Genomic DNA, 20,816 nt, shown 5'->3' on the forward strand with positions numbered 1-20,816 from the left:
GGCAATGATGCTACGGTCGTAAATTACAGGTGAGTGCAATGAGCAAAGCGCAGCCGCTGCTGACGCGTCAGGGCGAACGTATCGCCATAACCCATGGATTACGCACGCCTTTCGCCCGTCAGGCGAGTGATTTTCATGGCATTTCCGCGCTGGAGTTGGGGCGCATGGTGGTGTCAGAACTGATGGCACGCAGCGAGTTACCGGTAGACGTTATTGACCAGCTGGTATTCGGCCAGGTGGTGCAGATGCCGGAAGCGCCTAATATTGCGCGCGAAATCGTGCTGAGCAGCGGATTGAGCGTTCACACCGATGCTTACAGTGTCAGTCGTGCCTGTGCCACCAGTTTTCAGGCGGTGGCGAATGTGGCGGAAAGCCTGATGGCGGGCACCATTGATGCAGGTATTGCCGGTGGTGCAGACTCCTCATCGGTACTGCCTATTGGCGTCAGTAAAACGCTGGCGCGCGCGCTGGTCGATCTCAACAAAGCGCGAACCTTTAGCAAAAAGCTGCAAATTCTACGCCGCCTGCGCCCCCGTGATTTGCTACCGGTGCCTCCTGCGGTGGCGGAGTATTCCACAGGTTTACGTATGGGGGATACCGCCGAGCAGATGGCGAAAACCCATGGCATCACGCGTGAGCAGCAAGACACCCTGGCGTTGCGCTCACATCAGCATGCAGCGCGTGCCTGGCAATCAGGCGTGCTGGCGCAGGAAGTGATGACTGCCTTTGTACCGCCATGGAAAGCACCGATCGAGCAGGATAACAACATTCGCTTTAACGCCAGCGCCAGCGATTACGCCAGGCTGCGACCAGCTTTTGATCGCCACCACGGTTCTGTCACGGCAGCCAACAGCACACCGCTAACGGATGGCGCCGCCGCAGTGATTTTGATGCGTGAAGGCCGCGCACGTGAGCTGGGGATTACCCCGATCGGCTATCTGCGCAGCTACGCGTTTACCGCGATTGATGTCTGGCAGGACATGTTGCTGGGTCCTGCTTACGCCTCGCCGCTGGCGCTGGATCGCGCGGGTATCACGCTCAATGACCTCACGTTAATCGATATGCACGAAGCCTTTGCTGCGCAGACGCTGGCGAACCTGAAAATGTTCCGCGATGAGCGTTTTGCGCGCGAGGTACTGAATCGCCCGCATGCCTTGGGTGAAGTCAATGAAGAACGTTTCAATGTGCTCGGCGGCTCCATTGCTTACGGCCATCCGTTTGCTGCCACTGGCGCGCGCATGATCACCCAAACGTTGCATGAACTGCGGCGGCGCGGCGGGGGATTGGGCTTGGTAACCGCCTGTGCAGCAGGCGGATTAGGCAGTGCAATGGTTCTGGAGGCCGAATAATGAGTGCATCTGCATTCCATTTACATATGCGCCTCGATCATGTCGGCATCATCACCATCGACGTGCCGGGCGAAAAGATGAACACGTTAAAAGCGGAGTTTGTCCCACAAATAAAAGCGGTGCTGGCTGAAGCGCGCAGCAATCCCAGATTGGCGGGATTGGTATTGATCTCTGGCAAAAGCGATAACTTTGTTGCCGGTGCAGATATCAGCATGATCGCGGATTGTCAGACGGCAGAAGAAGCGGAAGCCCTGGCGCGACAGGGGCAAGAGGTGATGGCGCAGATAGCGGCATTGCCCTTCCCGGTGGTTGCGGCAATCCACGGTGCCTGTCTTGGCGGCGGGCTGGAGTTGGCGCTGGCCTGCAGCGCACGCATCTGCACGCTGGATGATAAAACCCGCTTGGGCCTGCCGGAAGTGCAGTTGGGTCTGTTACCTGGCTCAGGCGGTACGCAGCGCCTGCCAAAACTGATTGGTGTGCCGCAAGCGCTACCGCTGATCCTGAGTGGTAAACAGCTGCGTGCTAAACAGGCGTTGAAACTGGGTGTCGTTGATGATGCGGTGCCACAATCCATCTTGCTGGAAACGGCGATTGCACGCGTGCATAAAGGAAAGATCGTTCGCCGTGAGCTGTCACGTCGTGACCGCCTGATGCAGGCACCACTGGCACGCTCGCTGTTATTCGCGATGGCAAAACGTCAAACCGACAGCAAAACGCAGGGCAATTACCCTGCGGCGGATCGCATTCTGCAGGTGGTGCGCACGGGTCTGGAGCAGGGCAGCGATGCCGGGCATGCAGCGGAAGCGCGTGCCTTTGGTCAGCTGGCGATGACACCAGAATCTGCGGCGCTGCGCAGTCTGTTTTTTGCATCGACCGCGATGAAGAAAGAAACCGTGGCCGAGGCTGAACCACGCACATTGCAACGCATCGGCGTGCTCGGTGGCGGATTAATGGGCGGTGGCATTGCCAGCGTGACGGCGCTGAAAGCCGGTTTGCCAGTAAGGATTAAAGACGTCAATCTCAATGGTTTGAACCACGCATTGCAATATAGCTGGGACCTGCTGAGCCAAAAAGTGAAACGGCGTCAGCTTAAACCGGCTGAGCGTCAGCAGCAGATGGCGCGTATCAGCGGCGGTATCGATTATCAGGGGTTCAGCCAGCGCGATTTGGTGATTGAGGCGGTATTTGAGGATTTGGCCCTGAAGCAGCAAATGGTGGCGGATATCGAAAGTCACTGTCAACCGCATACCATCTTTGCTTCCAACACCTCCTCGTTACCGATTGGTGATATTGCCGTCAACGCGCAGCGTCCCGAGAATGTCATTGGCCTGCACTATTTCAGTCCGGTGGACAAAATGCCGCTGGTGGAAGTGATTCCGCATATGGGTACGTCGGCAGAAACGCTAGCGACCACGGTGCAGTTAGCGCGCCAGCAGGGTAAAACAGCGGTGGTAGTGGCCGATAAACCCGGTTTTTACGTCAATCGCATCCTCGCGCCCTATATAAATGAAGCCATGCGCTGTTTGATGGAAGGGGAGCCGGTGGAGCATATCGATCGTGCGTTAGTGAAGTTCGGTTTTCCGGTCGGGCCGTTACAGTTACTGGATGAAGTTGGCATTGATGTCGGCAGCAAAATCAGTCCGATTTTGCTGCAGGCTTATGGCGAGCGTTTCAGCGCACCCGATGCGGTGAATGCCATCCTGGCCGATGGCCGCAAAGGGCGTAAAAACCAGAAAGGATTTTACCTTTACAACGCGGCTCGCTGGCCGGGAAAACGCAACGTCGATGACTCAATTTATAGCCTGATTAACGTCAAGCCGCAGGCAAAGCAGAGCGAAGAACAGATTGCACAACGCTGCGTGATGATGATGCTGAATGAGGCCGCACGCTGTCTGGACGAGTCTGTGGTGCGCAATGCTCGGGATGGTGATATCGCGGCGGTATTTGGCATCGGCTTCCCGCCTTTTCTTGGCGGGCCGTTCCGCTATATGGATCAACGCAGCGCCAGCGAAATCGTCAATACATTACGTGCATTAATGCAGCAACATGGCGATCGTTTCGCGCCCTGTGACGCTTTAATGGCAATGTCAGAAGCGCAAACGAATTTTTACACTTCTGCACAAATTTGAATAGGCGCACAGATTCAGCGGGTTAGTTATGGTGCCATGAAGAAGGTGGTGCGGCACCATTCTGAGATGTGCTTATTTAATAAACAACCGGTTGACTATACTGAAGCCATTGGGGTAAAACACAGCGTTCATTCGCAGAATGAAGCGTCTGGTGCTGTGGTACCCGACGATATCGACAAACAACAGCGGTGCTTTATGCAAGTTTTTATCATGCGTCATGGCGATGCAGCTCTGGAAGCAGCGAGTGATTCAGTACGCCCACTCACAATCTGTGGCTGTGACGAATCGCGCCAGATGGCGAGCTGGCTAAACGGCCAGGCGCTGGATATTGAAAGGGTATTAGTCAGCCCTTATCTTCGTGCAGAGCAGACGCTCGCCACGGTACGCGAGGCACTGAAGCTGCCAGAAGGGCAGGATGTGCTGCCAGAGCTGACGCCGGGTGGCGATCCGGGCATGGTGGCCTGCTATCTGCAGGCGCTGGCGCAGCAGGGGGTTAAATCAGCTTTAGTGATTTCGCATCTGCCGCTGGTGGGCTATCTGGTTTCAGAGCTCTGCCCGCAGGAAGCGCCTCCGATGTTCGCTACGTCGGCAATTGCCTGCGTGAATTTTGATGCAGAGGCCTGTGAAGGCAAACTGGAGTGGCAGGTCAGCCCGTCAAAACTGGCTAAAGCAATGTAAACTCGCCGTGCGTGAGATCTCTATGGGCCGCCTTCTGCGGCCCTTTCCTTTTTAGAGCTAAGGCAGTTCCGGCGGTTGCCACTCTTCAACTTCAATCAACACCAGCAGAGCGGCATCACCGCCAAACAGCTTCGGTGCCTGATGAAATGCCATGACGTGCGGATGTTGCGCCAGCCACAACGGTGTTTGCTGCTTGAGGATATGCTTGCCGTGCCCGGTCATCACGCTGGCACAAAACAGGTGTTCACGGCGGCAGGCGGCAATGAGCGCCCCCAGCTCCTGTTTGGCCTGCTGCTGTCTTAAACCATGAAGATCGAGAAAAATCTCTGGCGTGTAATCGCCGCGTCGCAATTTCTTCAGCTCGTAATGACTGACATCCGCGCGCACATAACGCATCGGCCCCTCGCTGGAGAGCAAAGGCTGAAACTCATCTGAGAAGTAGTGACTGTTATCGGCTTGCTCGGAAAGCAGTCTTTTCAGCGGGACTTCGCGGGTTTTCACTACCGGTTTGTGCACGATAGTGTCTTGTTTCAGTTTACGCGTTCCGCTCATCAACTCACGAAACAGCGCCTGATCGTCCTGGTTTAGGGGCGTCTTCTTACTCATGGCTCAAAATAGGGTTAGAGGGCTGGTTAACAGCCGGTGGCATACCTTAACGCTTAGCGTTAACAAATGTCAGCTTTTTCGCCTTGCTGCGCTGAATTCTGCCCGGCTTCGTGGCACACTATCGGCCGATTGATTTTAAGGCCTGCGGAGGGCTACGTGGACAAGATTTTCGTCGATGAGGCAGTGAGTGAACTGCACACCATTCAGGATATGCTGCGCTGGGCTGTCAGCCGTTTTTCGGCGGCAGGCATTTGGTACGGCCACGGCACGGATAATCCCTGGGACGAAGCAGTCCAACTGGTTCTGCCTACGCTCTGGCTGCCGCTGGATATCCCCGAAGATATGCGCAATGCGCGCCTGACGGCCAGCGAGCGTCACCGCATTGTTGAACGTGTGATTCGTCGCGTAAACGAGCGCATTCCGGTGGCCTATCTCACCAATAAAGCCTGGTTCTGTGGTCACGAGTTCTATGTCGATGAACGCGTGTTAGTGCCACGTTCACCGATTGGCGAGCTGATTGAAAACCGCTTTGCCGGACTGATCGGTGAACAACCGCATCACATCCTCGACATGTGTACCGGCAGCGGCTGCATCGCGATTGCCTGCGCTTACGCCTTCCCGGAAGCGGAAGTCGATGCGGTGGATATCTCCACTGATGCGCTGGCCGTGGCCGAGCAAAACATTGAAGAACACGGTTTGATCCACCACGTCACGCCAATTCGCTCCGATCTGTTCCGTGGACTGCCGCAGGTCAAATATGATCTGATCGTCACCAATCCACCGTACGTGGATGCGGAAGATATGGACGATCTGCCGAATGAATATCGCCATGAACCGGAACTGGGCCTGGCAGCAGGCAGTGATGGTCTGAAGCTGGTGCGCCGAATTCTCGCCTGTGCGCCGGATTATCTGAGTGAGCAGGGCGTGCTGATTTGCGAAGTGGGCAACAGCATGGTGCATATGATGGATCAGTACCCGGATGTGCCGTTTACCTGGCTGGAATTCGATAACGGCGGTGACGGCGTGTTCATGCTGACGCGCGAGCAGATCGTCGCGGCTCAGCATCACTTCTCCTTCTACAAAGACTAAAAAATGGGGCGAAACATCGCCCGCAACATCGTAACAAGGAACCACAATGGCCGGTAACAGCATTGGACAAGTTTTTCGCGTGACCACCTTTGGCGAGTCGCATGGTATTGCGCTGGGCTGCATCGTTGATGGTGTGCCGCCAGGCATTCCGCTCACGGAAGCGGATATTCAGCACGATCTCGATCGTCGCCGTCCGGGCACATCGCGTTATACCACGCAGCGCCGTGAACCGGATCAGGTGAAAATTTTGTCCGGCGTATTTGAAGGTGTCACCACCGGCACCTCTATCGGCCTGCTGATTGAAAATACTGACCAGCGTTCGCAGGATTACGGCGCAATCAAAGATCTGTTCCGACCCGGCCATGCGGATTACACCTACGAGCAAAAATATGGTCTGCGTGATTATCGCGGCGGTGGGCGCTCCTCAGCGCGCGAAACCGCGATGCGCGTGGCTGCGGGTGCGATTGCCAAAAAATATCTGCAAATGAAGCATGGCATTCAGGTTCGTGGCTATCTGGCACAGATTGGTGATGTGGCCTGCGAGCTAAAAGACTGGAGCATCGTTGAAGAGAACCCGTTCTTCTGCCCGGATGCCTCTAAGCTGGATGCGCTGGACGAACTGATGCGCGGCCTGAAGAAAGAGGGTGACTCGATCGGTGCCAAAGTCACGGTGATGGCGGAAAACGTGCCACCGGGACTGGGCGAGCCGGTATTTGATCGTCTGGATGCCGATTTGGCTCATGCATTGATGAGCATCAACGCGGTAAAAGGCGTGGAAATCGGTGACGGTTTTGCGGTGATTAACCAGCGCGGTAGCCAGCATCGCGATGAGATTCGTGCCGACGGTTTCCAGAGCAACCACGCGGGTGGCATTTTGGGTGGCATCAGCAGCGGCCAGACCATCAGTGCGAACCTGGCAATGAAACCCACTTCCAGCATCACCGTGCCGGGTAAAACCATCACGCGTGAGGGCGAAGAAGTGGAGATGATTACTAAAGGTCGCCACGATCCTTGCGTGGGCATTCGTGCGGTGCCCATTGCCGAAGCGATGATGGCGATTGTGTTGATGGATCACCTGCTGCGTCAGCGTGCGCAGAACGGTGACGTCAACAGCAGCGTTCCGCGCTGGTAAGCCACTGATGCGCCGCCTGCTCACTATCGTTGCCGCGCTGTTGTGCAGTGCGACTGCCTTTGCTGCCACGCCCTGGCAGCAAATTCATCAGCCGATTGCTGGCAGCCCACAGTCGATTGGCGGGTTTGCCAATGGCTGTATTGTCGGCGCACAGCAACTGCCTCTCAATTCACCTAACTATCAGGTCATGCGCCAGGATCAGCGGCGTTATTACGGCCATCCCGATCTGATTGCTTTTATTCAACGTCTTAGTACCCAGGTGCATCAGTTGCAGCTGGGGCAAGTGTTGATTGGTGATATGGGCATGGCGGCCGGCGGGCGTTTCAGCAGTGGGCATGCCAGCCATCAAACCGGGTTGGATGTCGATATCTGGTTGCAGCTGCCGCAAAATCGCTGGACGGCGCAACAGCTGCTGAAGCCACAGCCGCTGGATTTGGTGGCACCGGATGATAAGCAAGTGATTGCACGTCATTGGCAGCCGCCGATTGACAGCCTGATCAAGCTGGCGGCGAAAGATAATGAAGTGACGCGCATCTTCGTTAATCCGGCGATTAAAAAGCAGCTTTGTGCGGATGCCGGAAGCGATCGTGCATGGCTGAATAAAGTGCGCCCGTGGTTTGCCCATCGTGCCCACATGCACGTACGTCTGCGCTGTCCGGCAGGCAGTTTAGAGTGCGAAGATCAGGCTGCACCGCCGCCGGGTGATGGTTGTGGCGCAGAGTTAGACAGTTGGTTCCTGCCGAAAAAACCGGGTAGCACGCCGCCTGTGAAGAAAACGCCGCCGCCGTTGCCACCCTCCTGTCAGGCACTATTAGATCGTCATTTACTCTAGCCTTGATGCTGCCTGTTGCAGGAGCATTGGCAACGTTCTCTCTCCCACGCACGGATGTTTGTGAGACCAGGAGAGAGCAAGGATGCCCAGCCTGCAATAAGAACGGTCGGGTTAACTTTACGAGAAAAAAATGGACCTCTTTGTTGTTAGCCCACTGTTGCTGGGCGTGTTGTTTCTGGTTGCGGTGCTGGCAGCGTTTATCGACTCCATCGCCGGCGGTGGTGGCTTACTCACCGTTCCTTCATTACTCGCTGCGGGGCTCTCTCCTGCTCAGGCTTTAGCCACCAATAAGTTGCAGTCGGTAGGCGGATCTTTCTCTGCCAGCCTCTATTTTGTGCGTCGCGGCGCGGTGAAACTGCGTGAACAGCGACTGAACATTGCCATGACCTTTATCGGCGCAGTCTGTGGCACGGTTCTGATTCAGCATATTCAGGCGGAGGTGCTGCGACAAATTCTGCCGCTCCTGCTGATCAGTATCGGTTTATGGTTCCTGCTGATGCCGCGGCTGGGCGAGTCGGATCGTGAACATCGCCTGCAGGGGATCGCTTTTGCGCTGGTCGGCGGTGGTTGCGTCGGTTTTTACGACGGCTTTTTTGGTCCGGGTGCCGGTTCATTCTATGCATTGGCGTTTGTGACGCTATGTGGCTTCAATCTTGCCAAGGCCACCGCCCACGCCAAAGTCCTAAATTTCACCTCCAATTTCGGCAGTCTGCTGTTCTTTATGTTCGGCGGAAAGGTGGTGTGGGGCACAGGCGTGATCATGTTGATTGGCGCATTCGTGGGTGCGCGTATCGGCGCCAGACTGGTGCTGAGCCGGGGTCAGAAGCTGATCCGCCCGATGGTGGTGACTGTATCCGCCGTGATGAGCGCCAAATTATTGTGGGATAGTCATGGCAGCGCGTTGCTGGCGTGGATAGCCACGCTGTAAAGCAGTACTCGTCAAGAACGGCTGCCAATGCGACAATGGCGCTAATTTTTTTAAAGATTAAAATATTATGAGTACAGAACATCATTACCAGCAGCTGGTGGATATTTTTGATGGCTGCTTTGTTGAAGACTTTCAGACCCGTCTAATTAAAGGCGATGACGAACCTATTTATCTTCCAGCGGATGAGGAATCACCGTGGAACCGCGTGGTGTTTGCTCACGGTTTCTACGCCAGCGCGCTGCACGAAATTTCTCACTGGTGTATTGCCGGTGAAGCGCGTCGCAAGCTGGTGGATTTTGGTTATTGGTACTGCCCGGATGGGCGGGATGCGCAAACGCAAAGTCAGTTCGAATCAGTTGAAGTCAAGCCACAGGCGCTGGAATGGTTGTTCTGTGTCGCAGCAGGCTTCCCCTTCAATGTCAGTTGTGACAACCTCGAAGGCGATTGTGAACCCGACCGCATCGCATTCCAGCGCAAGGTCCATGCTCAGGTGATGACCTATTTTGAGCAGGGTATCCCGGCACGTCCGGCTCGCTTTATCGATGCGTTAGCCAGCTATTACGGTACGCCAGCACTGACGGCGGCACACTTCCCGTGGCCGGAAGATTTGTGATTCGCAAATATATTATTAATGACCCAAAGTCACCCGCGTTGCAGCATGACGGCGAATGAACAAACCCCGGGAACGCGAACCAGCGTGTAACGAGGTGAGGGCGTGATGCCAGCGCAGTAGCGGCGCGGCGTATCAAGGGTAATAAGGAACAAGACGATGATCGTAGAATTCGAATCCCGCATCCTGGCATTGATTGACGATATGGTTGATCACGCCAGTGACGACGAGCTGTTTGCCGGTGGCTATCTGCGTGGTCATCTGACCCTGGCGGTGGCTGAGATTGAAATCAGCGGTGAGCACACACCTGAAGCGCTGCAAATCCATGTGACCAACAGCCTGCAGAATGCGATTGCGGCGGGTGAACTGTCACCGCGCGATCAGGCGCTGGTGATTGGCATGTGGGATAATTTGTTCCAGCAGGCGCGTCAGAACGCCTGATAAGTCGGGGCGACCGCTCGCCCCGTCATCCTAGCGTCCCGCTTTCTTACCTTTCAGCAGTTTTCTTACCCAGTAACGATTCGGATTCAATGCCGCCAGCGTAGTGATATCCAGCGGTTGCGGCTCACCACTCATCTGTGCCGCCAGCACTTCCGCTGCCAGCGGCGCGCTGCACAAACCGCGTGAACCCAGCGCACCCAGCACAAATAAACCAGTATGAACCGGTGCATCGGCAAGGGTTTCACCCCGTGCACGCTGCTCCGGCAAATCAGCGTATTGTGCCAGCGTTGCGGCGTAATCAGGCGCGCTGCCACTCATCGGTAAGTGATCGCGCGTGGCGCAGCGTACGCCGACACGCGCCTCGTTATCACTGATATCCACTTGCTGCGGCCACTGCGCATCCGGCAGGCAGTTCACCAGGCGCTGGCGATTTTCCTGCTGATCGTCAGCACGGAAATCGGTTGTGGTATCGCCGCGATGGTAGCTGGCCCCGATGCAGTGGGTATTGAAATGCGGGCTGACTGGCGTGAGATAGCCGTCATAGCAGAGTACGGTATTTAACGCGCCCAGCTCAGGATTGGTCGGCACATGACTGACCTGGCCCGCCACCGCGTATACGGGCAAGTCTTTGCTCTGCTCAATCTCCAGCAGCGCATGGCCATTGGCGAGCACCACCTGCTGATGATTCACCGAGGGCTGCTCGCTGAAGTTCAGGGTCCACCCCTCAGTCGTCGTTTCCAGCGTGGTGACGCGATGCAGCCAGTGCAGGCGTAAACCCAGCGTTTGCGCATGCTCCAACAGGTTGCTGGTCAATTGCGACGGAGAGAGCCAGCCGCCTTGAGGATAGAAAATGCCACCACAACCGGTATCGACGCCCGCTAACTGCTGCGCGTCTTCCTTACTTACGCCGTACGCCACATCATGTGGCAATCCCATCCCCAGCATCTGGGCAATTTTATCGGCACTTTTGCTGTCCCAGCCGAGTTGTAACACACCGCTCCAGTCATGCTCGAACATCACCGGTAGCTGGTCGTACAAACGGCGGGCAAAGGTGAACGCCGCAGGGAAGAACGTAGCGAGAGCGGGATCGTGCTGATTAAGCAGCGGGTAAAGTGCGCCCTGACGATTGCCGGAAGCACCCAGCGCGGGCGCGGCATCGGCGCAATAAAGTGTTACCTTCCAGCCGCGGCGCAGCAGCGCCAGCGCCAGTACGGCACTCGCCACGCCACCGCCAACCAGCGCCACTTCCTGAGTGCGAGCCGCAGGGCGGGCGTACCATGGCTGGGTGTGGGGTAGGGCTGCAACCTGTTCCATTACGCCGGTTAACATTTCGCGCTTGTGACCAAAGCCTTTGCGTTTGGTCACCGTGAACCCGGCTTCCTGCAAACCACGGCGCACAAATCCGGCGGCAGTGAACGTTGCCAGCGTCCCGTCTGGACGCGCCAGACGCGCCATGGCGGCGAAAAGTTCTGGCGTCCACATTTCCGGGTTTTTAGCGGGGGCAAAACCATCTAAAAACCATGCATCCACCTGAGCATTAAGACTGTCATCAAAGGTATTAATTAGCGCGTTAATATCACCGAGCCAGAGATCGAGCGTGACTTTACCGCTGTTGAACAGTAAACGCTGACAACCCGGCAGCACCTGTGGCCACTGTTGCTGTAATTGTTCGGCCCATGGCGCCAGCTCGGGCCAGTGCGCATGTGCGGCAATCAGATCGGTTTGCGTCAGTGGGAATTTTTCGCAGCTGATGAAGTGCAGGCGCTTAAGTGTCGCGTCGGGATGTTCGCTACAGAAGCGATCGAAGGCTTGCCACAGGGTGAGAAAGTTAAGACCAGTCCCAAAACCGCTCTCAGCGACGATAAAAAGATCGCGCGAATGTTGAGCAAAGCGGGCAGGAATATGGTTGCCATCAAGAAAAACATAGCGCGTCTCCTCCAGCCCATTGTCGTTGGAGAAATAGACGTCGTCGAATGCTCGGGAAACAGGTGTACCCTGATCATTCCAGTTTAATTGCGCGTGTTCAACCGGGGATAACTTCACGGGAAAGGCTCATATTTCAGGCAGTGGCGCGATTTTAACGACTGCCGTCACATGACGCAAATTTACAAAAGGAAATGGCTGATCGGACTTGTTCGGCTTACAACTGTAAGCTAGAGTGCACGTCAATCCAAAAGAAGTGGAATGAGGACTATTGAATGAAACGTGCAGTGATTACTGGCCTGGGTATCGTTTCCAGCATTGGTAATAACCAGCAAGAAGTGCTGGCTTCTCTGCGTGAAGGCCGTTCGGGTATCACCTTCTCTGAAGAGATGAGAGATATCGGTATGCGCAGCCACGTATGGGGCAACGTCAAACTGGATACCAACGGGCTCATCGATCGCAAAATCGTGCGTTTCATGAGTGATGCTTCAATCTACGCTTACCTGTCAATGGCGGAAGCGATTCAGGATTCCGGTCTGACTGATGAGCAATATCAGAACAACCCACGCGTGGGTCTGATTGCCGGTTCAGGCGGTGGTTCTCCGCGTTACCAGGTCTTCGGTGCCGATGCGATGCGTGGCCCGCGTGGCCTGAAAGCCGTTGGTCCTTATGTGGTGACCAAAGCCATGGGTTCAGGTGTATCAGCCTGTCTGGCTACTCCATTCAAAATCCACGGCGTGAACTACTCAATCAGCTCTGCCTGTGCCACTTCCGCACACTGCATCGGTAACGCGGTTGAGCAGATTCAGTTGGGTAAACAGGACATCGTGTTTGCTGGCGGCGGCGAAGAGCTGAGCTGGGAAATGGCCTGTGAGTTTGATGCGATGGGCGCACTGTCTACCAAATACAACGAAACGCCAGAAAAAGCTTCTCGTACCTATGATGCAAACCGTGATGGTTTTGTGATCGCAGGCGGCGGCGGCATGGTGGTGGTTGAAGAGCTGGAGCATGCTCTGGCGCGTGGCGCGCACATCTACGCTGAAATCGTCGGTTACGGCGCAACCTCAGACGGCGCAGATATGGTTGCTCCTTCAGGCGAAGGCGCAGTGCGCTGCATGAAGATGGCTATGCAGGGCGTTGATACCCCAATCGATTACCTCAACACCCACGGCACTTCAACGCCAGTCGGCGACGTGAAAGAGTTGGGCGCGATTCAGGAAGTGTTCGGTGACAACTCGCCGTTCATCTCTGCGACCAAAGCCATGACCGGTCACTCACTGGGTGCAGCCGGCGTGCAGGAGGCGATCTACACCTTGCTGATGCTGGAGCATAACTTCATCGCGCCAAGCATCAACATCGAAGAGCTGGATGAAGCCGGTAAAGGCCTGAACATCGTGACGCAGCCGACTGAAAAAGCGCTGACCACCGTGATGTCCAACAGCTTCGGTTTCGGCGGCACCAACGCCACCTTGACCATGCGTAAGCTGCCAGCTTAATCGCGTGATCACAGTTTTCCAGGGGCCGGTCTATCCGGCCCCTGTTGGTTTTGACATTTCCCCCGCTGCTTGCCTACACTCATCCCATCTTGCCTGAAATAAAATAATCGTTTGTGCACATTATGAACCAAATAACCCGTTTTCGTCTGAATGCAAGACACGAACGTGTAAGAGGGTCTCGCTTGTCGCACACGCTCTGAACAAGGAGTTCATACCATCATGTCCACGGCTGCTGATACGCAGACGCAATCTGTGCTGCCTTTGGGTTGCATATCCTTTGCGGTATTTCTCACTTATTTAACCGCAGGGCTGGCGCTCCCGGTCATCCCGCTGTACGTGCATCAGGAATTGGGCATGAGCAACCTGATGGTGGGTGTTGCGGTAGGGATTCAGTTCTTCGCCACGCTGCTGACGCGCAGCTTCGCCGGACGCCGAGCCGATCAGCACGGTGCAAAGCTCACCACGCAACACGGTATGATCGCCATCGCGCTGGTGGGTGGGGCGTATCTGGCCGCGGCGCTGTTGCCCGTTTCGCCGTGGGCAAAATTTGGTTTGCTGGCAGTGGGGCGTTTGTTACTCGGATTTGGTGAAAGCTTGCTGCTCACCGGCAATCTGACCTGGGGCATGGGGTTGGTGGGCAGCAAACGATCCGGCCTGGTGATGTCGTGGAACGGTATGGCGATTTATGGATCGCTGGCAGCGGGCGCACCGCTGGGTTTGCTGATCAATCAGCATGGCGGATTCGCGGCACTCGGTGGTGTCGCGCTGTTACTGCCACTGCTCTCGCTGGCGATCAATAGCTGGGTCACTAAAGTGCCGGTGGTGGGTGGCGAACGTCCCTCATTGCTCAGCGTGGTGAAAACCATCTTTCAACCCGGCATGGCGCTGGCGTTACAGGGCACCGGTTTCGCCGTGATCGGTACCTTTACCTCGCTCTATTTTGCTGCAGAAAACTGGGGCAATGCCGGTTTTGCCCTGACCGCATTTGGCTGTGCTTTTGTATTGGTGCGTGTTTTCTTTGGCGGCCTGCCGGATCGTCACGGTGGCGTCCGCGTCGCAATGATTTCGCTGCTGGTGGAAACCGCCGGTTTGCTGGTGCTGGCATGTGCAACCTCTGGCTGGATGGCGCTGGTGGGTGCCGCGCTCACCGGTTGCGGCTGTTCACTGATTTTCCCGGCGCTCGGCGTCGAGGTGATCAAACGCGTCTCGCCACAAATTCGTGGCACGGCGCTGGGCGGTTTCTCTGCTTTCCAGGATATCGCTTACGGTGCCAGCGGCCCACTGACCGGCCTGCTCGCCACGGCATTGGGTTATGGCTCGGTCTACCTTGCGGGTGCCTGCTGCGCAGCCCTGGGCATTCTCGTCACCTGGTCGTTTGCGCGTAGCGCGACAGCAGCGTAACCAGTTTATCGCAGGCGCTGACAATCTCACCCGGCGTCAGCGCGGCAAAGCCCAGCAGCCAGCCTGGTTGCGACTGACTGCTGGTGTATAACGGCGACAGACGCGGCAACAGCAGACCAATTTCACTGGCCTGCTGCGTGAGTTGTGCTTCCTCACCCTGATGCAATGATACCATCAGCTGCAGCCCGCCAGATGCCTGCAGCGGCGTCAGCCACGGCTGCAGGCGCGTGTTGATCTGCTCCAGCAATCGATCGCGGCGACTGTGATAAAGCTGACGCATTAGCCGCAGGTGGCTGGCAAAATGACCTTGCTGCAGAAACTCTGCTGTGATCGCTTGCGGCAACAGCGCGCTGTGTCCATCAAGAATGCTGCGTGCGCGACCAACGGCATCCACCAGCGCTGGCGGGACCACCATCCACGCCAGTCGCAGGGAGGGGAAGAGCGTTTTGGAAAAGGTGCCGAGGCAGATAACCCGGCTATGATTCTCCAGGCCCTGCAAGGCGGGAATCGGGCGATCGTCATAGTGAAACTCACTGTCGTAATCATCTTCTATCAACCAGCTTTGATGTTGGCGCGCCCAGTCGAGCCATTGCAGACGGCGGGTCAGGCTCATCGCGGTGCCGGTGGGATAGTGATGTCCCGGCGTCAAATAAACCAGCCTGGCATCGCCTTCCAGCGGTATTGCCCCTTCGCCATCCAGCGGCATCGCGCGGCAGTGTGCACCCGCCGCGAGGAATGCGTTACGCGCGCCGGGGTAGCCCGGCTCCTCAAGCCAGACTTCATCATTGGCATCCAGCAACATCAGAGCCAGTAACTGCAAGGCCTGCTGTGAACTGGTTAGGATCACCACCTGCCCGGCAGCGCAGCGTACGCCGCGTGATAACGCCACATAATCCGCCACCGCCTCACGAAGCGGCATAAAGCCCAGTGGATCGCCATAGCCCATCACCTGGCTACCCAGCGAGCGCTGTACGCTGTTACTGATCCGGCGCCATTGCGTATGCGGGAAAGCGCGTAATTCAGGCGAACCGGCGGCAAACGCATGGGGGAACGGCGGATCCTGGCAGCCACCCGTCGCCAGAATCTGCTCGCCGCGTCGGGAGAATCGGGGTGAACTCTGTGCGGGTGTGGTCGCCGCCCGTGCAGGCATCGCAATCGATACAAAAGTACCCCGACCCGCCCGTCTCTCCAGATAGCCTTCACTCTCTAACTGCGCATAAGCGGCTTCCACCGTCACCCGCGACAGTGACAAATCCTCGGCTAACTGACGGCTGGAGGGTAAGCGTTGCTGATGGTGTAAATGACCGCTGGTAATGGCCTGGCGTAACGTATGGCACAAACGTTCACGCAAGCCGCCGGATGACGCATGATTAAACAGTGCTAAAAAAGAGTGGCGCATGGTGGTCTTATCACTGTGGAAAAAGTGGTATCAGATTGCAGACCACTTTGCCGTAAACTCAGGGAAAATTACACAAGGAGAATGCGATGTCATCAGTCTTACTCTTCCCACCCGCCGATCCTCAAGAGAGCGTGGCCTATCTGCAGCACAAACTGAGTTACTACACTGACGCCTGGGATTTGGCAGAAGATCTGGCGCAAGGCGTGAGCGCGATTGTGGTGATCGATGCACGATCCACTGAGGTTTATCAGGCGGGGCATATCACCGGGGCGCTCTCGTTTCCGCATCGCACTATGAATGCCGAATCCACAGCACAGTTGGATCGCAGCAAGGTTTATATCACTTACTGCGATGGCATTGGCTGCAACGGCTCAACTAAAGCGGCATGGAAACTGGCTTCGCTGGGTTTTCAGGTCAAAGAGTTGATAGGTGGGCTGGATTTCTGGAAACGCGATGGGCATCCGTTAACGTGGGGAACGTCGCCCGGCGAATGGCCACAGGCCGCACCCGGCGCGCACTGTGGCTGTTAAGTTACAGAAATAGCCAGAGTAAAAAGAAGAACAGCGCCAGGCCAAGGATTAACGTCAGTGCCGGGCGCTGAGCCAGTGGACGCGGTAATATCTCGATCCACGGCGACCAGATCGGCTGCGGGCGCAGATCGCTGGCAGTGTGCGGCTGCTCCAGCGTTTTCTCGACGCGACGACTGAAGAGTAAATTGAGGAGATCCTGGGTTTGCGCGGGCGTCAGCACTGTCTGTGGCGTGGCCTGGAAACGCTGCTGGCTGTAATCCTCCAGCAAACGCTGTTCATCATGCGTCAACGGCTGCTTCAGCGAGGTTTCAAGCATTTGTAAGGTCGGTGCGCTGTGTTGACCCAACGTCTGACGTACCTGCAAATATTGTGTCAGCAGCGGGAAGTGGCGAGAGGGAATCGGATCGCCACTCTTCAGATTGACCAGTTTCAGCGCTTCAGACAGCAGCTTGACCGGTGATTCACCGGTCGTGGCCGCGAGGCGCGTAACCTGTTGATTCAGAGATTGCTGTTCAGCCGGCAGCAGCGTGCGGTCGGACACGCGCGTTTGCTGCGGTTGTGGGATCGCCATCTGCCCATTTTGCAGCATGGTCAGCACCTGACGTAGCTGATCCTGCGAGAGCGCACTCAGCACCGTTTGATTGAATTGCTGACGGATAAAGTCACTCACCGCCTGACGATTATTTCCCTGCGGCAGCTTCTCCAATAACTGCTGCAACAGCTGGCGCGTTGCAAGGCTGTTCTGCACCTGGGTTAAACGCCCATTCAAATGCTGTTCGGCGGCAGGAAAATGACGCGATTGCAGCTCAGCATCATTCTTTACGCCCACTTCATGGCGTACGCCAGCCCACAATTCAGGGGCTTTCAAGGTACTGAGTGACATGATGCGCACAATCAGACGTTCCAGCGTGGTGCGCTGGGCAGGGGAGAGTGGCTGTTCGCCCGCCGGTCCGCCAGGACGAGTGGGGCCAGTCGCATGAGTGAGCGTTGAACGATCGCCCGCAGGCACACCGGGACCGCTGAGAGGTTGCATGGCGGAATCCTTGAAAAACGAGGTCAGATCCGGGTGCGCCGGAAAAAAGAGGCCATATGATAACAAAAGCCCCCGGGAAATCCACGGGGGCTGCGGCCTTTCGGGACAATAAAATCAGGTGGCAGGATCGTGAACGGTTGACTCACGCGGCTTGCGCAGGGGTGTTTTCAGGCGTTGCGCCAGAATCACACCGACTAAGGTCATCCCGCCACCTATCCAGTGATAAGCGTGCAACTGCTCATGCAGGAACATCACCGCGATAATGGCAGTAAACGCGGGTACAAAATTCATAAAAATGGTTGTCGTACTGGCGCCCAGACGTTGCACGCCAAGGATCCACAAGAATGGCGCAATAATGGACGCGAACAGCCCGGCAAACAGCACCAGCGGAATGTTATGCAGATTCAGCGTGACGTCCGGTGCGCGCAAGAATCCAGGCAGTAACAGCAACACGCCAAAGAAAATCTGTACGTACAGGCTCTGCCAGGTCGGCAGAGGGATCGCCCAGCGTTTAGTCAGCACACCGTAAAGCGCATACGAGGTGGAAGCCGCCAGCATCATCAACTCGCCGTTGCCAAGACGCTGATTCAGCAACTGTGCCGGATTCCCTTCACTCACCAGCCAGACCAAACCGGCAAAGGACAACAGGCCGCCAATTAAAATGCCGCGCGTCGGCGCAAGGCGTAAAACGAATAAGCTGAGCAGAATGGTCAGCAGCGGAATCGTGGCGCCTAATATACCCATCATCACCGCCGACACGCTGTGGGCGGCATAGTAGGCGAGACTCTGATAAAGCACCATGCCCAACAGGCCGAGGATCAATAATCGCCACAGATTGGCCTTCACGGCGTGGCGATGGCGCCACACGCCGGGCAGGCAGAAGGGGGCCAGCACGATCAATGCCAGCAGCCAGCGATAAAAGGAGATGGCGGCAGGATCGATGCTCCCGGCAGAGAGTTTGCTGACAATGGTATTGATCGACCAGACCATCACCGCGATCAGCGGAAACAGTAAATTCATCGTACGACTCCTGAGTTTAATCGCGAATAGTTTACATTTGACCGGTTTTGTTTAGATAGTTAAAATCGGACAATATTCGTTAATGACCGGACAGAATGAATTTACAGATCGAGTATCAACCTCCCGTTGATGCGTCGCTGCTGCGCTATTTTATGCGCTACGAGCAGGCTAACGCGAAAACCGCATATCTGCCGCATCTTCACAGTTGGGGTCAGGTGATTTTCGTCACCAGCCACGTGCTTGAAATGGAAGTGGAGGGGGAACGGTTATTAACGCCAGCTGATATGCCGATTTGGATCCCGCCAGGACAACGGCACAGTAGCTATAACCATTGCCATGCCCAGTTTCGCACCTTCAACCTCGCCGCCGATCTCTGTGCGGGGATGCCCGACAATGCCTGTTTGCTGCACGTTGATGCGATTGTGCACGCCATCATGGATGACTTTGCGCAGCGCGAGTTGGAACAACCTCAGATCGAAGCGGACTGGCGATTGTGTGAGGTCTTAATTGATCGTCTGCGCCAGGCACCAGTGCACACCAGTTATTTGCCCCTGTCGGACGACAAATTCCTCGCGCCGATTTTGCGTGCCCTGGAAGAAAATCCCGGTGACAACACCACGCTGGCACAATGGGCGAAGCGCGTGTTTACCACCGAGCGTACGCTGGCGCGACGTTGTCAGCAGCAGTTGAAAATGTCGTTCAGCGAATGGCGCCAGCGTTTACGGTTTTTGCGGGCCATTGCACTCCTGGAGCAGGGCTGCAGCGTGCAGGGCATTGCACACGAACTCGGCTATAGCTCGTCATCAGCGCTGATTGTGATGTTCCAGCAGCAGGCCGGCACCACGCCGGATCGCTACCGCAGCCGGTTAAGTTGAAATGGGTTAGACCTGAAATCATTCGCGTCGCAGAAAGGCGGCAAAGGTGTGGGGCCTCGGTCAGTAACGGAGGGTATCTACGCAGCCAACGTATCTGTGGCTTGAAGTATGACGGGTATATGTAAGAATACGCGCCTCAAACGCCTCAGCAGACAGGACCGCCGCAGTGAAAATTCTCGTCGATGAAAACATGCCTTACGCTCGTGAACTCTTCAGTCGCACCGGTGAAGTATTGGCCGTGCCTGGACGTCCGTTACCCGAAGCAGAGTTGCAGGATGCCAGCGGACTGATGGTGCGTTCGGTGACCAAAGTGAATGCTGAGCTGCTGGCTGGTACGCCGGTGAAGTTCGTGGGTACCGCCACGGCTGGCACTGATCATGTGGACGATGCTTCTTTGGCGGCCGCTGGAATCGCCTTCTCGGCGGCACCGGGCTGTAACGCGATTGCGGTGGTGGAGTATGTCTTCTCCTCATTGCTGCTGCTGGCCGAGCGCGATGGTTTTGAACTGCGCGATCGTACCGTGGGGATTGTCGGCGTTGGCAATGTGGGTGGTCGTTTGCAAAAACGTCTTGAAGCCTGGGGAGTGAAAACCCTGCTGTGCGATCCGCCGCGTGCGGATCGTGGCGATCAGGAAAGGTTCCACTCGCTGGATGAGCTGGTGGCACAGGCCGATATTCTAACCTTCCATACGCCGCTGTTTAAAGACGGCCCCTATAAAAGCTGGCATCTGGCCGACATGGCACTGCTGATGGCACTCAAACCCAACACCATCCTGATCAATGCCTGCCGAGGCCCGGTGGTGGATAACGCCGCGCTTTTGGAAGTGTTGAAAATGCGCAGCGACCTCAGCGTGGTGCTGGATGTGTGGGAGCCGGAGCCGGATCTGAACCTCGATCTGCTGGATAAAGTGGATATCGCCACGGCACACATTGCGGGCTATACGCTGGAAGGCAAAGCGCGCGGCACGACACAAGTATTTCAAGCCTGGTGCGCGTTTATCGGTCAGCCGCAACAGGTGGCGCTGGAGAGTCTGCTGCCTGCACCGGAATTTGGCACCATTACGCTGCACGGTAAGCTCGATCAGCCAACGCTGAAACGACTGGTGCACCTGGTGTATGATGTGCGCCGCGACGATGCGCCACTGCGAAAAGTGGCTGCCAAACCGGGCGAGTTTGATCGCCTGCGCAAGCAGTATGAAGAGCGTCGTGAATGGTCATCGCTACAGGTAAAATGTGATGATGCCGATAGCGCCGCGATGCTGGAAAAGCTCGGTTTCCGCGCCAGTTTGTAAAGTTAAATCAATCCCCTGCGTTTTCGCGCGGGAAAAGTCTTAAATGTCAGGCGG

General features: G+C 56.3%; 19 protein-coding genes. 14 read left to right on the plus strand and 5 right to left on the minus strand.

Annotated elements, in window-relative coordinates:
• Nucleotides 1-38 precede the first annotated feature (38 nt).
• The 3 genes from fadI (at nt 39) to sixA (ending at nt 4,156) form a co-directional block, all read left to right on the plus strand.
• Nucleotides 39-1,349 carry an acetyl-CoA C-acyltransferase FadI gene (gene fadI, locus IAE30_RS26230; protein WP_038645655.1) on the plus strand — a complete coding sequence of 437 codons (1,311 nt, stop codon included), beginning with the start codon at nt 39-41 and terminating at the stop codon, nt 1,347-1,349.
• The gene (fadJ, locus tag IAE30_RS26235) at nt 1,349-3,478 is read left to right on the plus strand and encodes a fatty acid oxidation complex subunit alpha FadJ (RefSeq protein ID WP_200681285.1); all 2,130 of its coding nucleotides are present in this window, start codon (nt 1,349-1,351) and stop codon (nt 3,476-3,478) included. Before fadI ends, fadJ begins: the two co-directional genes overlap by 1 nt.
• Nucleotides 3,479-3,673: 195 nt before the next feature.
• Entirely contained in the window at nt 3,674-4,156 is a 483-nt protein-coding gene (sixA, locus tag IAE30_RS26240; RefSeq protein ID WP_038649978.1) for a phosphohistidine phosphatase SixA, read from the plus strand.
• A gap of 57 nt (nt 4,157-4,213) precedes the next feature.
• Here sixA and smrB read toward each other — a convergent pair whose 3' ends face one another.
• The gene (smrB, locus tag IAE30_RS26245; RefSeq protein WP_034825165.1) at nt 4,214-4,762 is read right to left on the minus strand and encodes an endonuclease SmrB; all 549 of its coding nucleotides are present in this window, start codon (nt 4,760-4,762) and stop codon (nt 4,214-4,216) included.
• A gap of 156 nt (nt 4,763-4,918) precedes the next feature.
• Between smrB and prmB the strand changes: the two genes are divergently transcribed.
• The 6 genes from prmB (at nt 4,919) to IAE30_RS26275 (ending at nt 9,794) form a co-directional block, all read left to right on the plus strand.
• Nucleotides 4,919-5,851: a 50S ribosomal protein L3 N(5)-glutamine methyltransferase gene (gene prmB / locus IAE30_RS26250; RefSeq protein WP_038645659.1), complete on the plus strand. Its 933-nt coding sequence runs from the start codon at nt 4,919-4,921 to the stop codon at nt 5,849-5,851.
• Between the two features lie 46 nt (nt 5,852-5,897).
• Nucleotides 5,898-6,983 (plus strand): chorismate synthase, encoded by a 1,086-nt coding sequence (gene aroC / locus IAE30_RS26255; RefSeq protein ID WP_038645661.1) that lies wholly within the window; start codon nt 5,898-5,900, stop codon nt 6,981-6,983.
• A gap of 7 nt (nt 6,984-6,990) precedes the next feature.
• On the plus strand, nt 6,991-7,815 hold the full coding sequence (gene mepA / locus IAE30_RS26260; RefSeq protein WP_200681286.1) for a penicillin-insensitive murein endopeptidase: 825 nt from the start codon (nt 6,991-6,993) through the stop codon (nt 7,813-7,815).
• Nucleotides 7,816-7,945: 130 nt separating this feature from the next.
• Entirely contained in the window at nt 7,946-8,743 is a 798-nt protein-coding gene (locus IAE30_RS26265; protein WP_160869171.1) for a sulfite exporter TauE/SafE family protein, read from the plus strand.
• 67 nt (nt 8,744-8,810) lie between these two features.
• The gene (locus IAE30_RS26270; RefSeq protein ID WP_034825153.1) at nt 8,811-9,356 is read left to right on the plus strand and encodes an elongation factor P hydroxylase; all 546 of its coding nucleotides are present in this window, start codon (nt 8,811-8,813) and stop codon (nt 9,354-9,356) included.
• A 156-nt stretch (nt 9,357-9,512) separates the two neighbouring features.
• Nucleotides 9,513-9,794, plus strand: coding sequence for a YfcL family protein (locus IAE30_RS26275; protein WP_038645671.1), 282 nt, complete (start codon nt 9,513-9,515; stop codon nt 9,792-9,794).
• A 30-nt stretch (nt 9,795-9,824) separates the two neighbouring features.
• Here IAE30_RS26275 and mnmC read toward each other — a convergent pair whose 3' ends face one another.
• A complete protein-coding gene (mnmC, locus tag IAE30_RS26280) occupies nt 9,825-11,837 on the minus strand; it encodes a bifunctional tRNA (5-methylaminomethyl-2-thiouridine)(34)-methyltransferase MnmD/FAD-dependent 5-carboxymethylaminomethyl-2-thiouridine(34) oxidoreductase MnmC (protein WP_200681287.1) in 2,013 nt (670 codons plus the stop codon).
• A gap of 155 nt (nt 11,838-11,992) precedes the next feature.
• On the opposite strand from mnmC, the gene fabB reads away from it, so the two are divergent.
• Nucleotides 11,993-13,213, plus strand: coding sequence for a beta-ketoacyl-ACP synthase I (fabB, locus tag IAE30_RS26285; protein WP_038645675.1), 1,221 nt, complete (start codon nt 11,993-11,995; stop codon nt 13,211-13,213).
• Between the two features lie 219 nt (nt 13,214-13,432).
• Nucleotides 13,433-14,614 (plus strand): MFS transporter, encoded by a 1,182-nt coding sequence (locus tag IAE30_RS26290; RefSeq protein WP_038645678.1) that lies wholly within the window; start codon nt 13,433-13,435, stop codon nt 14,612-14,614.
• Here the strand turns inward: IAE30_RS26290 and IAE30_RS26295 are convergent.
• Nucleotides 14,577-16,013 carry a PLP-dependent aminotransferase family protein gene (locus tag IAE30_RS26295; protein WP_200681288.1) on the minus strand — a complete coding sequence of 479 codons (1,437 nt, stop codon included), beginning with the start codon at nt 16,011-16,013 and terminating at the stop codon, nt 14,577-14,579. The two genes, IAE30_RS26290 and IAE30_RS26295, sit on opposite strands and share 38 nt — an antisense overlap.
• An 86-nt stretch (nt 16,014-16,099) precedes the next feature.
• Between IAE30_RS26295 and IAE30_RS26300 the strand changes: the two genes are divergently transcribed.
• A complete protein-coding gene (locus IAE30_RS26300; protein ID WP_038645682.1) occupies nt 16,100-16,543 on the plus strand; it encodes a rhodanese-like domain-containing protein in 444 nt (147 codons plus the stop codon).
• Nucleotide 16,544: 1 nt separating this feature from the next.
• Here the strand turns inward: IAE30_RS26300 and flk are convergent, their stop codons facing one another.
• Nucleotides 16,545-17,576: a flagella biosynthesis regulator Flk gene (flk, locus tag IAE30_RS26305; protein WP_200539200.1), complete on the minus strand. Its 1,032-nt coding sequence runs from the start codon at nt 17,574-17,576 to the stop codon at nt 16,545-16,547.
• A 114-nt stretch (nt 17,577-17,690) separates the two neighbouring features.
• Nucleotides 17,691-18,596, minus strand: a complete 906-nt coding sequence (locus tag IAE30_RS26310; protein WP_200681289.1) for a DMT family transporter — start codon at nt 18,594-18,596, stop codon at nt 17,691-17,693.
• A gap of 95 nt (nt 18,597-18,691) precedes the next feature.
• Here IAE30_RS26310 and IAE30_RS26315 point away from each other — a divergent pair, with 95 nt between their 5' ends.
• Nucleotides 18,692-19,471, plus strand: coding sequence for a helix-turn-helix domain-containing protein (locus IAE30_RS26315; protein WP_200681290.1), 780 nt, complete (start codon nt 18,692-18,694; stop codon nt 19,469-19,471).
• A gap of 166 nt (nt 19,472-19,637) precedes the next feature.
• Complete coding sequence (gene pdxB, locus IAE30_RS26320; protein ID WP_200539203.1) at nt 19,638-20,762, plus strand: 4-phosphoerythronate dehydrogenase PdxB; 1,125 nt, start codon at nt 19,638-19,640, stop codon at nt 20,760-20,762.
• Nucleotides 20,763-20,816 lie beyond the last annotated feature (54 nt).

It is taken from the genome of Pantoea sp. S61, from assembly GCF_016625145.1.
In the GTDB taxonomy this organism is placed as follows: domain Bacteria; phylum Pseudomonadota; class Gammaproteobacteria; order Enterobacterales; family Enterobacteriaceae; genus Pantoea; species Pantoea rwandensis_B.

Excerpts from the sequence above, each read along its gene's own strand:
- fadI (WP_038645655.1), top strand. The coding sequence starts at position 39 with ATGAGCAAAGCGCAGCCGCTGCTGACGCGTCAGGGCGAACGTATCGCC.
- fabB (WP_038645675.1), top strand. The coding sequence starts at position 11,993 with ATGAAACGTGCAGTGATTACTGGCCTGGGTATCGTTTCCAGCATTGGT.
- IAE30_RS26315 (WP_200681290.1), top strand. The coding sequence starts at position 18,692 with ATGAATTTACAGATCGAGTATCAACCTCCCGTTGATGCGTCGCTGCTG.
- fadJ (WP_200681285.1), top strand. The coding sequence starts at position 1,349 with ATGAGTGCATCTGCATTCCATTTACATATGCGCCTCGATCATGTCGGC.
- IAE30_RS26270 (WP_034825153.1), top strand. The coding sequence starts at position 8,811 with ATGAGTACAGAACATCATTACCAGCAGCTGGTGGATATTTTTGATGGC.
- IAE30_RS26265 (WP_160869171.1), top strand. The coding sequence starts at position 7,946 with ATGGACCTCTTTGTTGTTAGCCCACTGTTGCTGGGCGTGTTGTTTCTG.
- aroC (WP_038645661.1), top strand. The coding sequence starts at position 5,898 with ATGGCCGGTAACAGCATTGGACAAGTTTTTCGCGTGACCACCTTTGGC.
- IAE30_RS26300 (WP_038645682.1), top strand. The coding sequence starts at position 16,100 with ATGTCATCAGTCTTACTCTTCCCACCCGCCGATCCTCAAGAGAGCGTG.
- IAE30_RS26275 (WP_038645671.1), top strand. The coding sequence starts at position 9,513 with ATGATCGTAGAATTCGAATCCCGCATCCTGGCATTGATTGACGATATG.
- mepA (WP_200681286.1), top strand. The coding sequence starts at position 6,991 with ATGCGCCGCCTGCTCACTATCGTTGCCGCGCTGTTGTGCAGTGCGACT.
- IAE30_RS26310 (WP_200681289.1), bottom strand. The coding sequence starts at position 18,596 with ATGAATTTACTGTTTCCGCTGATCGCGGTGATGGTCTGGTCGATCAAT.
- IAE30_RS26295 (WP_200681288.1), bottom strand. The coding sequence starts at position 16,013 with ATGCGCCACTCTTTTTTAGCACTGTTTAATCATGCGTCATCCGGCGGC.
- IAE30_RS26290 (WP_038645678.1), top strand. The coding sequence starts at position 13,433 with ATGTCCACGGCTGCTGATACGCAGACGCAATCTGTGCTGCCTTTGGGT.
- smrB (WP_034825165.1), bottom strand. The coding sequence starts at position 4,762 with ATGAGTAAGAAGACGCCCCTAAACCAGGACGATCAGGCGCTGTTTCGT.
- sixA (WP_038649978.1), top strand. The coding sequence starts at position 3,674 with ATGCAAGTTTTTATCATGCGTCATGGCGATGCAGCTCTGGAAGCAGCG.
- flk (WP_200539200.1), bottom strand. The coding sequence starts at position 17,576 with ATGCAACCTCTCAGCGGTCCCGGTGTGCCTGCGGGCGATCGTTCAACG.